Annotated in this window: 12 protein-coding genes; 6 read left to right on the top strand and 6 right to left on the bottom strand. The window is 73.9% G+C overall.

The genetic code is table 11. The features are described 5' to 3' along the window. Positions 1-89: 89 nt before the first annotated feature. From ABZ858_RS06630 to ABZ858_RS06620, 3 genes are read right to left on the bottom strand one after another with little or no spacing between them, the layout of a single operon-like run. A complete protein-coding gene (locus tag ABZ858_RS06630) occupies positions 90-1175 on the bottom strand; it encodes an iron chelate uptake ABC transporter family permease subunit (RefSeq protein WP_361373370.1) in 1086 nt (361 codons plus the stop codon). Then, positions 1172-2248 carry an iron chelate uptake ABC transporter family permease subunit gene (locus tag ABZ858_RS06625; protein ID WP_361373368.1) on the bottom strand — a complete coding sequence of 359 codons (1077 nt, stop codon included), beginning with the start codon at positions 2246-2248 and terminating at the stop codon, positions 1172-1174. Before ABZ858_RS06625 ends, ABZ858_RS06630 begins: the two co-directional genes overlap by 4 nt. After that, positions 2245-5925, bottom strand: a complete 3681-nt coding sequence (locus tag ABZ858_RS06620) for an ABC transporter ATP-binding protein (protein ID WP_361373366.1) — start codon at positions 5923-5925, stop codon at positions 2245-2247. The genes ABZ858_RS06625 and ABZ858_RS06620 overlap by 4 nt, the downstream gene beginning before the upstream one ends. Positions 5926-6129: 204 nt before the next feature. On the opposite strand from ABZ858_RS06620, the gene ABZ858_RS06615 reads away from it, so the two are divergent. The 3 genes from ABZ858_RS06615 (at position 6130) to ABZ858_RS06605 (ending at position 9696) form a co-directional block, all read left to right on the top strand. Next, a complete protein-coding gene (locus ABZ858_RS06615; protein WP_361373364.1) occupies positions 6130-7278 on the top strand; it encodes a nucleotide disphospho-sugar-binding domain-containing protein in 1149 nt (382 codons plus the stop codon). Positions 7279-7286: 8 nt separating this feature from the next. Beyond that, positions 7287-8633: an enterochelin esterase gene (fes, locus tag ABZ858_RS06610; RefSeq protein WP_361373362.1), complete on the top strand. Its 1347-nt coding sequence runs from the start codon at positions 7287-7289 to the stop codon at positions 8631-8633. A 73-nt stretch (positions 8634-8706) separates the two neighbouring features. Beyond that, positions 8707-9696 (top strand): ABC transporter substrate-binding protein, encoded by a 990-nt coding sequence (locus tag ABZ858_RS06605; protein ID WP_361373360.1) that lies wholly within the window; start codon positions 8707-8709, stop codon positions 9694-9696. Positions 9697-9906: 210 nt separating this feature from the next. Here ABZ858_RS06605 and ABZ858_RS06600 read toward each other — a convergent pair whose 3' ends face one another. Beyond that, positions 9907-10506 carry a TetR/AcrR family transcriptional regulator gene (locus ABZ858_RS06600; protein ID WP_361373358.1) on the bottom strand — a complete coding sequence of 200 codons (600 nt, stop codon included), beginning with the start codon at positions 10504-10506 and terminating at the stop codon, positions 9907-9909. An 89-nt stretch (positions 10507-10595) separates the two neighbouring features. Between ABZ858_RS06600 and ABZ858_RS06595 the strand changes: the two genes are divergently transcribed. Further along, complete coding sequence (locus ABZ858_RS06595) at positions 10596-11291, top strand: SDR family NAD(P)-dependent oxidoreductase (protein ID WP_361373356.1); 696 nt, start codon at positions 10596-10598, stop codon at positions 11289-11291. 88 nt (positions 11292-11379) lie between these two features. Here ABZ858_RS06595 and ABZ858_RS06590 read toward each other — a convergent pair whose 3' ends face one another. Beyond that, on the bottom strand, positions 11380-12165 hold the full coding sequence (locus ABZ858_RS06590; RefSeq protein WP_361373354.1) for an SDR family oxidoreductase: 786 nt from the start codon (positions 12163-12165) through the stop codon (positions 11380-11382). 442 nt (positions 12166-12607) lie between these two features. Here ABZ858_RS06590 and ABZ858_RS06585 point away from each other — a divergent pair, with 442 nt between their 5' ends. After that, positions 12608-12967, top strand: coding sequence for a benzoate/H(+) symporter BenE family transporter (locus ABZ858_RS06585; RefSeq protein ID WP_361373352.1), 360 nt, complete (start codon positions 12608-12610; stop codon positions 12965-12967). 11 nt (positions 12968-12978) lie between these two features. On the opposite strand, the gene ABZ858_RS06580 is transcribed toward ABZ858_RS06585, so the two are convergent. Further along, complete coding sequence (locus tag ABZ858_RS06580) at positions 12979-13722, bottom strand: SDR family oxidoreductase (protein ID WP_361373350.1); 744 nt, start codon at positions 13720-13722, stop codon at positions 12979-12981. Positions 13723-13870: 148 nt separating this feature from the next. Here ABZ858_RS06580 and ABZ858_RS06575 point away from each other — a divergent pair, with 148 nt between their 5' ends. Further along, positions 13871-14785 (top strand): helix-turn-helix transcriptional regulator, encoded by a 915-nt coding sequence (locus ABZ858_RS06575; protein ID WP_361373348.1) that lies wholly within the window; start codon positions 13871-13873, stop codon positions 14783-14785. Positions 14786-14827 lie beyond the last annotated feature (42 nt).

Here is a 14827-nt window from a genome sequence, read left to right as displayed (position 1 = left end):
CCACTTCCCCACTTCCCCAATGACACCGCGCTCGTCCACCGTCCCGAAGGCGGACCACCCTTCGGACCGGCGGCCGGTCGGCCGGCCGGTCACAGCCGGCCGGATCCGCGTTCGCGCCACAGCAGCCAGCCCAGGTAGATCCCGCCGGCCACCCCGGTGACCACGCCGACCGGCAGCAGCGCGGAGTGCGAGATCCGCTGGGTGGCCCAGTCGCAGCCGGTGACGAGGACCGCGCCGGTCCAGGCGGCGGGCAGCACGTTGGGCCCGGCCGCCCGGGTCATGCGGCGGGCCAGCTGGGGCGAGGCGAGGGCCACGAACGGGACGGGTCCGGCCGCCGCGACGGCCATCGCGGTCAGTCCGGTGGCGGTGACGAGCAGCGTCAGACGGCTGCGCTCGGGCGGGATGCCGAGCGCGGCCGCCGTGTCGTCGCCCATCTCCAGCATGGTCAGCCGCCGGGTGTACGCGAGGACGACGGGGACGAGCAGCGCCAGGCCCAGTACGGCGATCCGCACATCGCTCCAGCCGCGCCCGTTGAGGGAGCCGATCATCCAGGTGGCGGCCTGGGCCGCCTTGCCGATGTCGGCGCGGACGAACAGGAAGCTGGTCACGGAGCCGAGGACGGCCGAGGCGCCGATGCCGACGAGGACGAGCCGGTAGCCGTGCACGCCGCGTTTCCAGGCGAGCAGGTAGACGGCGACGGCGGTGGCGAGCCCGCCGCCCACCGCGCCGAGGGCGGTCTGCGGCGCGCCCGCGTCGAACAGGATGATGGCGACGAGCGCTCCGGCGGAGGCGCCGTTGCCGAAGCCCGTGATGTCCGGGCTGCCCAGCGGGTTGCGGGTCAGGGACTGGAAGACGGCACCGGCCATGCCCATCGCGAAGCCCACGAGGAGGCCGTCGAGGGCGCGCGGCAGCCGCAGGTCCATGACGATGAAGTCGGCGCCGGGCGGCCCGTCGCCGAACAGGGTGCGGACGACGTCGAGCGGGCCGATGGCGAACTCACCGCTGCCGATGGCGAACACGGTCACCACCAGGGCGAGCGCGCACAGGGCCGCGCTGACCAGGACGGCCCGCGCGTCGAACCGCAGCGACCAGGCGCCGACGCGGACGCAGCCGCGCGCCCGGTCCAGGTGTACGGGGGTCCGGCGGGCGCCGGGAACCGGCTTGACGGTGCTCACAGTCGGGCCACCTTCCGCCGGCGCACGAGCTGGATGAACAGCAGGCCGCCGAGGAAGGCGGTGACGATGCCCACCTCGATCTCGGAGGGCGGCACGACGATCCTGCCGACGACGTCGGAGGCGAGCATCAGGGCCGGGGCGTACAGCGCGCAGTAGGGCAGCAGCCAGCGCGGGTCGGGGCCGCTGAAGGGGCGTACCGCGTGCGGGATCATCAGGCCGATGAAGCCGATCGGGCCGCACACGGCGGTGGCGCTGCCGCACAGCAGGGTGATCGCGGCGATCGACAGGACGCGGGTGCGGCCGGGGTGGGCGCCGAGCGCCCGGGCGGAGTCATCGCCGAGGGAGAGGGCGCCGAGCGGGCGGGCGAGCGCGAAGGCGAGCAGCGCGCCGGCCGCGAGCAGGGGCAGCACCCGCCACAGCAGGTGGATGTCGCGGCCGGCGAGGGTGCCGACGGCCCAGTAGCGCATGGTGTCGAGGGTGTCGAGGTCGACGAGTTGGAGGCCGTTGACGTAGCCGAAGAGCGCGGCGTTGACGGCGGTACCGGCCAGGGCGAGGCGGACGGGGGTCGCGGCGCGGCTGCCGCCGAGGGCGTTGACCAGGGCGGCGGCCCCGGCGGCGCCCGCGAGGGCGAACCAGAGGTAGCCGTCGAAGGAGTGGATGCCGAGGACGCTGATCGCGGTGACGACGGCGGCGGAGGCTCCGGCGTTGACGCCGAGGAGGCCGGGGTCGGCGAGGGGGTTGCGGGTGAGGGTCTGCATGACGGCGCCGGCCAGGCCGAGCGCCGCGCCGGCGGCCGCGCCGATGAGGGTGCGGGGCAGGCGCAGTTGGCGCACGATGACGTCGTTCTTGGTGCCGGCCGGCTCGAACAGGGCGCTCGCCACGTGGTCGAGGGGGATCTGCTGGGTGCCCACGGCGAGGGAGGCGAGGACGGCGGCCGTCAGCAGGGCGAGGCCGAGGGCGAGGCCGGTGGCGCGGCGGGAGCGGGCGGCCGGGGCCGGCCGGGCGGGTGTGCCGGGCGCCTCGGGCGTGCCGGGGGTGGTGGTGCGGTGCGGGCCGGCCTGGGTGCGGGTCATGGGCGGTCTCCTGCCGGGACGGAGACGGGCGCTTCCTGGGCGTGCTGCCACAGCCGGGCGTACGCGCCGCCGGCGGCCAGCAGGTCGGTGTGCGTGCCCTGTTCGACGATCCGTCCCTGGTCCAGTACGGCGATCAGGTCGGCCCGTGCGGCCGTGGTCATCCGGTGGGCGACCACGACGGTGGTACGCCGTCGGGCGAGCCGTTCCTGGGCGCGGGTGACGGTCTGTTCGGTGGCCGGGTCGAGGGAGGCGGTCGCCTCGTCGAGCAGCAGGAGGCCGGGGTCGACGAGTTCGGCGCGGGCGAGGGCGATCAGCTGGCGCTGCCCGGCCGACAGTGACTGGCCGCGCTCTCCCACGGGCTGCCGGAAGCCGTGCGGCTGTGCGGCGACGGCGTCCAGGGCGCCGACCGCGCGGGCCGCCGCCTCCACTTCGGCGTCGGTGGCGTCGGGGCGGCCGTAGCGGATGTTGTCCGCGATGTCCCCGGTGAACAGGTGGGCTTCCTGGGGGACGTACCCGATCAGGCGGCGGTAGCCGGAGGCGGGCCAGCGGCGCAGGTCGGTGCCGTCGACGGTGACGGTGCCCTCGGCGGGGTCGTAGAACCGGGCGAGCAGTTTGACGGCGGTGGACTTGCCGGCGCCGGTCGCGCCGACCAGGGCGAGGGTGCGGCCGGGTTCGATCCGCAGGTCCACCGGGTGCAGCGAGGGGTGTGCCGCGCCGGGGTAGGTGTGGGTGGCGCCGGTCAGCTCGACCGCGCCGGTGAGGCGTTCGGGCAGGGGCGCGGGGTCGGCGGGCTCGGGCGGTACGGACGGTGCCAGGCGCAGCAGTTCCACGATCCGGCGCAGGCCCACGGACGCCTGCTGGTAACTGTCGAAGGCGAGCGAGAGCTGCTGGACCGGGGCGAAGAACATGCCGAGGTAGAGCAGGAAGGCGACCAGCACGCCGGGGCTGATGTCGCCGCGCGCGACCTGGCGGGCGCCGATGAACAGCACCAGGGCGCGGGAGAGTTCGGCGGCGAGGTTGACGGAGGGGAAGTAGACGGCCGCGTAGCGCTGGGCACGCAGCCGGGCGGTGCGGTAGGCGTCGGAGAGCTTGCCGAAGTCGCGGGCGGCGCCGGCCTCGCGGGCCTGTGCCTGGGAGGTGCGCAGACCGCTGACGTTCTCCTGGAGCGAGGAGTTGACCTCGCCGATGCGCTTGCGCGCGTCGTCGTAGGCGGCCGAGGAGAGCCGCCAGAAGACGAGGGTGGCGGCGAGCAGGAGCGGCAGCAGGGCGAGCGCGGCGAGGGCGAGCGGCGGGTGGACGGCGACCATGGCGCACAGCACGCCGGCGACGGTGGCCAGGGAGGCGACGGAGGCGAGCAGGTTGGTCTGGAGGAAGGAGGCGAGGGCGTCGATGTCGTTGACGACGCGGGTCATGATCTGGCCGCCGCGCTCGCGTTCGTAGAAGTCGAGGCCGAGTCGCTGGAGGTGGGCGAAGGAGCGTACCCGCAGCCCGTACAGGACGCGTTCGCCGGCGCGGCGGGTGAGGTTGCCGTGGACGGCGAGGGCGGCGAAGGCGACGAGGACGGCGGCGGCGGCCAGGACCGCGCACCGGGTGAGGGCGGAGCCGTCGCGGGCGGTGACGCCGTCGTCCAGGCCGTGCCGGACGAACTGGGGCAGGGCGAGTCCGGCGGCGGTCTCCAGGGCGAGGAGCAGCAGTCCGAGCAGCAGCACGCCACGCACCGGCCGCAGCAGCGTGGCGAGGGTGATGCCGGGGCGGGGGGCGCGCAGTTCGTGTTCGTCGAGGGCGGGGTCGTCGTCGTGGGGTGCGGTGGCGCCGGGGGCGGGTGCGTGGGATGCGTCGGATGCGTCGGCTGTGGCCGGTTCCGGCCACAGTTCGGGGGTGACGCCGTGGCTCGCGGTGTCCTGGCGGACCTCGGTGCGTTCGTCGACGGAGCCGCTGGGTCCGGCCAGGAGCTGACGGAACAGGGCGCAGCGGGCGCTGAGTTCTTCGGCGGTGCCGGTGTCGACGACGCGTCCGGCGTCCAGGACGGCGATCCGGTCGGCGAGCGCGAGGGTGGAGCGGCGGTGGGCGATGAGGAGGGTGGTGCGGTCGGCGCAGACGGTGCGCAGGGCGGCCTGGATGACGGACTCGGTGGCCGGGTCGACGGCGGAGGTGGCGTCGTCCAGGACGAGGACGCGGGGGTCGGTGAGCAGGGCCCGGGCGAGGGCGACGCGCTGGCGCTGGCCGCCCGAGAGCTGGGCTCCGCGCTCCCCCACCGGGGTGTCGTACCCGGCGGGCAGGGCGGTGATGAAGGTGTCCGCGTCGGCGGCGCGGGCGGCGGCCCGTACCTCCTCGTCGGTCGCGTCGGGGCGGCCGTGGGCGATGTTGTCGCGGACCGAACAGGAGAAGAGGAAGGGGTCCTCGAAGACGCTGCCGACGGCGGTGCGCAGGGAGGCCAGGCGCAGGTCGCGCAGGTCGTCGGGGACGTTCTCGGCGCCGATGCGGACGCTGCCGGACTGGGGGTCGTAGAAGCGGCCGAGCAGCAGCGAGAGGGTGGACTTGCCGGAGCCGGGCGGGCCGACGACGGCGAGGGTCTCGCCGGGGCGGACGGTCAGGTCGACGCCGGTGAGGACCGGGTCGCTGGGGGCGTAGCCGAAGGTGACGTCGCGCAGTTCGACGGCGAGCGGTCCGGCGGGCAGGTCGCGGGCGTGCGGGGCGTCGGTGATGTCGGGGGTGGCGTCGATGAGTTCGTGGACGCGTTCGGCGGCGGCGCGGGCCTGCTGGGCGGTGACGGTGAAGGTGGCGAGGAGTTTGGCGGGTCCGGCGAGCAGGACGAGGTAGCCGGCGAAGGCGAGGAAGGTGCCGGCGTCGATGTGGCCGCGCAGGGCGAGCCAGCCGCCGAGGGCGAGGACGCCGACCTGGCCGGCGGCGGGCAGGGCGGTCATGACGGCGGTGACGCCGGCCTGGAGGCGGGCGAGTGCCGCACGGCGCCCGAAGAGGGCGCGGGCCGCGCGGGCGAGGTGTTCGGTCTCGCGGTCCTCCTGGCCGAAGCCCTTGACGACCCGGACGCCGGTGACGGTCTCCTCGACGTGCTCGGCGATGGCGGCGGCCCGCGCCTGGGCCTCGCGGGTGGCGGGGACCATCCGGGCCCGGCTGCGGGCGGCGGTCCAGGCGAGGGTGGGCACCACGAGGAGGGCGACGAGGGTGAGCGGCGCGGACAGCCACAGCATGGCGCCGACGGCGACGGCGAACAGGGCGCTCACCCCGATCGGGATGGGCAGCATGCCGAGCATGACCTGGATCTGCTGGAGGTCGCTGTTGGCGCGGGAGACGACCTGGCCGGTGCGCAGCGCGTCCTGGCGGATCCCGTCGTAGCGCTGCACAGAGCCGAACACCTGGGTGCGCAACCGGTGTTGGACGGCGAGGGCGAGTTTTCCGGCGGCGAAGCGGCGGGTGAACTCGGCGGCGAACTGCACCACGGCCAGCGCGCACAGGACGGCGGCGAGGACGCCGACCCGGTGGGTGCGGCCGGCCACGGCGTCGTTGACGGCGAGGCCGGCCAGCATCGGGCCGAACGCCTCCAGGCCCGTACCGAGGACCGAGCTGAGCAGCACGGCGGTCAGCAGGCCGGGATGACGGCGGCACGCGGCGGCGAGCCTGCGCAGGCCTCCGGGGGAAGTGGGAGATCCGTGAAGCATGCACTTAGCTTAGGCTATCCTAAGTTCACCGGGACCGCGGTTTCGAACTATGCACGTTCCATGCCTAATTGATTGACCGTCAGCCAGGCAGGACACCGTGTGCCGCCGTGTCCGGGTCCCGTCCGGGTCCGGTGCGCGAGACCGGCCCGGCCGGACGCCGAAGCAACCAGGAAACGCTGAGGAACGCGAGGAAAGCGGGGAACTATGCGGGTCCTATTCGCCGGACCGCCCTTCTTCGGGCTGCACTATCCGATGGTGCCGCTCGCCCACGCACTGCGCGCGGCGGGCCATGACGTGCTCGTCGCCACCTGCGGTGCGGCGCGCGGCCATCTGGCCCGATCGGGTCTGCTCACCGTCGACTGCGCACCCGGGATCGACCCGGACGCGCTGTACGCGCGGATGGAGAAGGAACGCCGGGGCCGCAAGCCGCCCGCGCCCGGCGAGGCCGGCGCGGCGCCCAGCGGCAAGGGGTTCAGCTTCTTCAGCGACGAGATGGCCGACCGGATGACCGAGGTGGCCCTCGCCTGGCGCCCCGGTCTGGTCGTCCACCCGCCCATCGGCGTGGTCGGGCAACTGGTGGCCGCGCGCCTGGGGGTGCCCTCCGTGCTGCACGCGGTCGGTTTCGGCCACACCTCGGCACACGCGCGCATGGTGAACGGGGCGCTGGCGGATGCGTACGAACGCCACGGCCTGACCGGTCCCGACCCGCTGGCGGCCTGGCTCGACGTCACCCCGCCCAGCATGAGCGTCACCGACGAACCGCGCCGCTGGTTCCTGCGCTACGTCCCCTACAACGGCGGCGCCGAGCTGCCCGGCTGGCTCCTCGCTCCCCGCACCCGGCCCCGAGTCGCGGTCACGCTCGGCACGGTCCAGCCCGTGGTCGACGGCCTCTCGCCGCTGCGCGGAGTGGTCGAGGCCGCGCGCGGCTCGGACACCGAGTTCGTCCTCGCGCTCGGCGGCGCGGACCTGTCCGAACTGGGCCCGCTGCCGGACAACGTACGCCCGCTCGACTGGATACCGCTGGGTGCCCTGCTCGCCGCGAGCGACGCCGTCGTCCACCACGGCGGCTCCGGCACCACCCTCACCGCGCTCGACGCCGGGCTCCCGCAGATCGTTTTCGGCCAGGGCGCGGACCGCCCGGCCAACGCGGCGGCCGTCGCCGCCCGCGGCTGCGGACTGGTCCCCGAGGCGCCCGGCGATCTCACGGCGGACCTGATCGGCCGGCTGCTCACCGACGAGGACCTGCGGCAGGCCGCCCGGGACGTGGCCCGCGAGATGGCGTCCATGCCGAGCCCCGCCGAGAGCGTGCCGCGCCTGGTCGAGCTGGTGCTCGGCAGCGGTGCCCTGCGATGAGGGTGACCGTGACCGGCCCCCCGGACCTCGAAAGCACCCCGCTCGGCGACGGCCCCGGACCCGGACACCCGGACACGGCACGTCCCGTTCCCGTCGCCTCCCCTGCCGTGGAGGCGCTGCGCACCCGGCTCGCCGCCGTGCCCGACACCGAACACCCCTCACTGATCGCCGACTTCTGGACCCGGGCCCGGGAACACGGCACGCCGCTCGTCGAACCGCTGCCGGGCGACCGCGCCCACCGGGCCGCCACCTTCCTGTGGCGCGGCGACCGCGATACCCGGCGGGTCCTGCTGGTCGCCAATCGGATCGGCGACCGCGAGCACCTCGTGGACTCCCTGCTGTCGCCGCTGCCCGGCACGGACATATGGCACCTGAGCTTTCGGCTGCGGGCCGACCATCGCGGCTCCTACCGGATCGCACCCGACTCCTCCACCGGCGAACTGCCCGCCGACCCGGCGGCCCGCCAGCAGCGCCTGCGCACCCTGGCCGGGCTCGCCACGGCCGACCCGCTCAACGCCGAGACACTGCCGTCGCGCTGGCTGGACGTCGGCGGTTCCGTCTTCGCGCTGCCGGACGCTCCCCCGCAGCCCTGGGCCGGGCGGCGTCCCGCCGTGCCCAGGGGCACGGTCGAACACCACCGCGTGACCAGCACCGCACTCGCGTGCGAACGGGAGGTCCGGGTCTACCTGCCCCCCGGCCGCGGCCACCGGGACCTGCCGGTGCTGGTGCTGTGCGACGGCGACATGTGGTTCGGCCGGCTCGCGTTCCAGGACACCCTGGACGCCCTGATCGCGGACGGCGCGGTGCCCCCGCTGGCCGTGCTCGCCCCGCACGCCGTGGACAACCGCACCCGCTGGCGCGAACTGGGCGGCCGCGACAGCTGTACGGGCTTCCTCGCCGACGAGGTCCTCCCCTGGGCGACCGGGCGCTGGCCGCTGACCGCGGACCCGGCGCGCACCGTCGTCGCGGGCCAGAGCCTGGGCGGGGTGACCGCCCTGTACGCCGGCTTGCTGCGGCCCGACCGGTTCGGCAACGTCCTCGCGCACTCCGCCTCCCTGTGGTGGCGCCCGGGGCTGCCGCCCGGCGTGCCCAAGTCCTCCCCGGACGGCCCGCCTTGGCTCGTCTCCCGGTTCGCCGCGGCCGAGCGGCGTCCGCTGCGCGTGCGCCTGGACGTGGGCCTGCACGAGGGCACCATGCTCACCCAGAACCGCGCCCTGCACGACGTCCTGCGCTCACTGCGCTACGACGTGACCCACACCGAGTTCAACGGCGGTCACGACTACGCCTGTTGGCGCGGCTGCCTGGCGGACGGCCTGGTCGCGACGGTGGGGGGTGGGGCCACGGCACCCGCCTGACGAGACCGCGCCACCGCCACCCCACCCGACGCACGCCTGCGACACACCTTCCCTTTCCCTAGGAGTCCCCTTCATGTTCCCGACACGTGCCCGCCGCCGGGCCGCCCTCACCGCCACCGCCCTGGCGGCCGCCCTCGTCCTGGCCGGCTGCGGTGACGACGGCAAGAAGGACGCGGGCGGCGCGGACAAGGCCGGCGGAGCCGGTTCCGGCACGCGCCGCATCACCGACGCGCAGGGACGTTCCGTCACGGTGCCGGCCGCGCCGAAGAAGGTCGTCACGCTGAGCGAGCCGACCCTCGACGCGGCCCTGGCCCTGGGCTTCCAGCCGATCGGCGCCACCGCGGGCCGCGGCCAGAAGGGTGTCTCCACCTACCTCGCCGCCAAGGCGAAGAACGCCGAGGTCGTGGCGACCGTGGCCGAACCGGACCTGGAGAAGCTGGCCACGCTCCACCCCGACCTGATCCTGCTGGACGAGACGACCGGCTCCAAGCGGGTCCTGGACAAGCTCCAGGCCATCGCCCCCACCGTGCTGACCGCCAAGCTCAACGAGGACTGGAAGAAGGCGTTCGTCGCCACGGCCGACGCGCTCGACAAGAAGCCCGAGGCCGAGAAGGAACTGGCGTCCTTCGACGCCGATGTGGCCGCGGCCAAGAGCAAGCTGGGCGCCGACGCGGGCGCCGTCACCAGCGTGATCCGCTGGCAGGACGGCGCGCCCTCCGTCGTCGGCAAGGGCCTGGGCCACGTCGGCTCGACGCTGGCGGCGCTCGGCCTCAAGCGCCCCGCCGACCAGCAGGGCGCGAGCATCGGGCACAGCGAGCCGGTGAGCCTGGAGAAGCTCGACACGATCGACGGCGACTGGCTGTTCTTCGGCACCCTGGGCTCCCGGGCGGACGGCGAGACGGCCTACGCGCAGGCGCGGAAGGTGCCGAACTTCTCGGCGCTCAAGGCCGAGCGGAAGAAGCACGTCGTGGTGGTCGAGGGCTCGGCCTGGAACAGCTCCGGCGGCCCCATCGCCGCCCGTACGGTCCTCGACGACGTGACGAAGGCACTCACCGGGTCGTGACGCGGCCGGCCGAGGTGATCATCCCCCGCACCCCGTACGGTGCGCGGCCCTGCGGGGCCCGTCTTCACGGGGGACCCGGCTTTGCGGGGGACCTGACTTTGCCGGGGACCCGGCTTCACGGGGGACCTGTCCCTGCGGGCGACGGCCGCCGCCACCTCGGCCGCCTCGGCCGCATCGGCCGGCTCGGACCTCCGCCCGCAGGACCGGTCCTCACCGAGAACGGGGGTTGAGCACGCTTTCGACGAGGGTGTCCACCAGATCCCGGGGGACGCTCGCCCCGGTCAGGGCGCGATAGACGATCGGCCCGGCCAGGGCGTCCATCGCGGCGTCCGGGCCGAGGCCGGGCGCGACCTCGCCGGCGTCGATCGCGCGTGCGAGCATCTCGCGTTCCTGGTCGCGGCGGGGGCCGAGATAGCGCTCGTGGAAGCGCTCGGCCGTGTCGGGGTCGTGCTGTGCCTCGGCGATGAGCGCGAGCAGGACCTTGCCTGCGGGGTCGCCGGTGAGGAACAGCGCGAAGTCCCGCAGGTAGTCGCGGATGCTGTCGGCCGTGGGCTGTTCCACCGGGACGGAGAGACGTTTGCCGCTGTCCTCGATGAGCGTGTCGAGGAGGATCTCGACCTTCGAGGGCCACCAGCGGTAGATCGTCTGCTTGGCGACGCCGGCGCGCCGGGCGATCGCCTCGACGGTGAGCGCGCCGAAGCCGTTCTCGGCGAGCAGATCGTCCGCGGCGTGCAGGACGGCGAGACGTGCGCCTTCGTCGCGCCGGTTCCCGGAACGCGGCCTGCGGGGTGGAGAGTCGGCGGCGGGCATGCGAACACCATACCGGTGAGTGACACCCGGGGTGTTGTCCAGACGCGACGGTGCGTCTAATCTGAGGTTCCCACCACGAAGGAGCGCATGTGTCCACCACCTCAGACCGCCAAGCCCTCGTCATCGGAGCCTCCCGGGGGCTGGGACTCGTCCTCGCCGGTGAACTCGCCCGACGCGGCTGGCGCGTCATCGCCACGACCCGCCAGGACAGCGGTGAGCTGCGGGCCGACGCCGACGCCTCGAAGGGACGGCTGGAGATCGAGTCCCTGGAGATGACGAGCCCGGAGGAGCTGTCCGCTCTGCGCGAGCGCCTGGGAGGCCGCCGGCTCGATCTGCTCTTCGTCAACGCCGCCGTCGACCGGGGCGATCTGCCGATCCACGAGGTCCCGACCGACATGTTCACCGAGGTGATGGTCACCAACGCGCTGAGCCCGCTGCGCGCCCTCGAAGCCCTCCGCGGACTCGTCGCCCCCGGCGGCACCGTCGCGGTCATGTCCTCCGAGCAGGGCAGCATCTCGCGCAACACCGAGGACGGCTACGAGCTGTACAAGGCCAGCAAGGCCGCGCTCAACCAGCTGATGCGCAGCTACACCACCCGGCACGCCGACGACGGGCACACCAAGCTGCTCATCGACCCCGGTCACAACCGGACACGGCTCGGCGGTCCCGACGCGCCTCTGGACCCCCAGGAGAGCATCCCGGCCGTGGTCGACGTCCTCGAAGCGCAGACCGGCGCCCCGGGCCTGCAGTTCCTGGACCTCAACGGGGAGACGGTCCCGTGGTGACGCCCCGCCGGCAGAGCCAGAATCCGGATCAGGGCCAAGACAAGGACCAGGACCAGGACCAAGATCGGGACCAGGACAAGGACCAGAATCAGAAGAAACCGCCGTCGACGGGCAGGGTGCGGCCGGTCATATAGGCGGCGTCGTCACTGGCGAGGAACGCGTAACCGGCGGCGACCTCCTCCGGCCGGGCCAGGCGGCCGAGCGCACCGTGCACGGACAGCCACCGCTCCAGCGGCAGCACGCCCTTCAGCTCGGGGTGCTGGTAGTGGGGGGCGTTCTCCGCCGCCATGTCGGTGGCGGTACCGCCCGGCGCGATGGCGTTGATGGTGATGCCGCGCCGGCCGAGTTCGGCGGAGAGGTTGAGCACCATGGCCTCCACGGCGGCCTTGGAAGCGGCGTACAGGGTGTGGTGGAAGACCGCGCGGGAGGCGCTCACCGAGGAGGTGAGCACCATCCGGCCGCCCTCCCGCATATGGGCGCCGGCGTGCTGGGCCGCGAAGAGCTGTCCGCGCGTGTTCACGGCGAAGACATGGTCGAAGTCGGCCGGGGAGATGCGCTCCAGAGCGTCGAAGTGCTCGATGCCCGCGCACGACGCCAGCACGTCCAGCCGCCCGAACTCGGAGACCGCGGTGTCCATCAGCGCCTTCGTCTGATCGGGATCGGCCACGTCCGCGCGCACGGCCAGCGCCCTCGCGCCGTCCGCGGCGAGCGCCGAGACCAGTTCGTCGGCGGCCCGCCGGTTCCCGCGGTAGCCGATGACCACGGCCGCTCCCTCGGCCGCCAGTCGCGTGGCCACCGCCGCCCCGATGCCCCGGCTGCCGCCGGTCACCACCGCCACCTTGTCCGTGAAACGCCTGCCGTCCGCTGCTGCCATGGGATCCATAGGACTCGCTCCTCCGATCCATCCCTCTGCCGGCGATACCCGACCGCATCCATAGGTCGATGCTCCCGCACCTCACCGCCACGGCCCAGACTCCGCACCGACAGAAGGCGGCTGGGCCGCTGGGCGGCTTGGACCGGGGCGGCGCCCACGCCAGGCACACGCGGCGAGGGCGGCCGTCAGAGTACGGCGAGTAGCAGGGGGGCGATGACGCGCCTCATGACCAAGACTCATCACCGGAGCACGACGCATCACCGGAGCAGGACGGCTTACCGGCTGCGCTCCGCGGCGCACCGTCCGCGGTCGTCGCCGGCCTGATCACCGTCCTGGTGAGCCTCACCAGCTCGGCGGCCATCGTCTTCACGGCGGCCCGGGCCGCCGGCGCCACCCGACGCCCAGCTCGCTTCCTGGCTGCTGGTGCTGTGCCTCGCAGAACATGCCGGGCGTGGCGGTGCTGCGCAACGACGGTTACGACGTACCGGTGTCGCCCCTGGTCGGCTGGACCGGCGCCGTCACCCTGCTGCTCGCCCCCTTCAGCTGCTTCGCGCGCAACCTGGCGGCCATCACCGCCGCGATCCGCACCGGCCGGGAGACTCACGAGGACCCCGCGAAGCGTTATACGGCGGCGGCCTGGGCCGGAGGGTTCCACCTCTGCGTGGACGTCCTCGGCGGTGCGGTGGGCTCCCTGCTGACGGTGCTGCCTTCCGCGCTGGTGATCGACATCGCCGGCCTGGGCCGCCTTCTGGGGCCTGCTCGCCGACCTGTGCACCACCCTGGTCGCCTGAAGCTCACCTGAAGCACCAAGCGTCAGTGCTGCGCGGTCGGTCGTACGACGATCTCGTTCACGTCGACGTCCGCGGGCTGTTCGACGGCGAACGCGATGGCGCGGGCGATCGCCTCGGGTGCGATGGCCACCCGGTCCCGCATCTCCGTGATCCGCGCCCGCACCTCCGGGTTCGTCGACGCCTCCGCGAAGTCGGTGTCGGTCACCCCGGGCGATACGGTGGTCACCCGCAGCGAGCCGTCGGCCTCCTTGCGCAGCCCTTCGCAGATCGCGCGCACCGCGTATTTGGTGCCGGCGTAGACCGCCATGGCCGGTACGACGGTGTACGCGGCCGTGGAGGCGGTGGTGACGAAGTGCCCGGCCCCCTGCGCCCGGAAGACCGGCAGCGCGGCCCCGATTCCGTGCAGCAGGCCCTTGACGTTGACGTCGACCATCCGGTCCCATTCCTCGACCCGCAGGTCGTCGAGCGGGGAGACGGTACCCACTCCGGCGTTGCTCACCAGCACGTCGAGCCGCCCGAACCGCTCGACGGCCAGGGCGACCAGGGCTCGCAGGTCCTCCGCGCGGGTCACGTCCGTACGCAGGAAGACGGCTGCGCCCCCCGCCTCCTCGATACGTGCCGTCAGTTCCGCGAGGCGTCCGGTGCGGCGCGCCCCCAGGACGAGCCGCGCGCCCCGTCCGGCCAGCAGCAGCGCGGTCGCCTCCCCGATACCACTGCTCGCCCCGGTGATCGCCACGACCTTGCCGTCGATTCCGCTTTCCGACATGACGTCGTCCTTTCGTGAGCCGCCGGGGTACCTCGGCGAAATCCGCCGCCGGCCGTCCGAGCCGTCCCCTCGCGCACTCCCACCCTGCGGGACCTTTAGCCTGGTATCCAGAGCCTGTTTATTCTGGAACTGGAGGTGCCTGCCGACCATGCCCGAGCAGCCGGACGAGCCCGACCGACGCCGCCGCGAGCTGGGCGCGTTCCTGCGCAGCCGCCGGGAACGGATCACCCCGGGCCAGGCCGGGCTGCCGCGCACCGGCCGGCGCCGGACACCGGGGCTGCGGCGGGAGGAACTCGCCCTGCTCGCCGGCATCAGCGCGACCTGGTACACCTACCTCGAACAGGGCCGGGACATCAGGCCCTCGGACCAGGTGCTCGGCGCGCTCGCTTCGGCCCTGCGCCTCGACGGGTACGAGCGCGGCCACCTGTTCCGCCTGGCCGGGCAGGCGCCCGCGGGCGAGACCGCGGCGCCGGAAGCGCTCTCCACCGAGGTGGCGGCCGTTCCCCTGCTGCTCCAGCCGCATCCGGCGTACGTCATCGGCGGCACCTACGACGTGCTGTCCCACAACCAGGCTGCCCGCGAACTCTTCCCCTACCTCGCGGTACACACCGACCGCCCGCCGAACTTCGCCCGCTGGGTGTTCCTCGACCCGGCGGCCCGGGAAGTCGTGGTCGACTGGGAGTCCGAGGCACGCGGCCTGCTCGCCCGGCTGCGCACCCTGGCCGGCCGCCACCCCGGCGATCCCCGCTACGCGGCCCTGGTCGAGGAGCTGCAACAGGGCAGCCGGGAAGTGCGCGCCTGGTGGCCACGGTACGACGTCCAGGACCGGCACGGCGGGCGGAAGCGGCTGCGGTGTCCGGGACGGGGTGTGGTCGAGTTCGCGTACACGGCGTTCCACGTGGCCGAGCAACCGGACCAGACATTGGTGATCTACTCCGAAGCCCGGAACGACGACACGGACCACACCGACACGGATCACCCCGAGACGGATCACCCCGAGGCGGGCATTACCGCTCAGAGGCAGGCCGCCGCTCCCCCGCTCGCCGAGGCGACCGTGCCGTAAGGCCCACCGCGGTCAGGCCGCCGTACGCACCTGATCCAGCGC

The organism is Streptomyces sp. NPDC047017 (genome assembly GCF_040644175.1).
In the GTDB taxonomy this organism is placed as follows: Bacteria; Actinomycetota; Actinomycetes; order Streptomycetales; family Streptomycetaceae; genus Streptomyces.
This window is presented reverse-complemented; position numbering and strand designations above follow the sequence as displayed.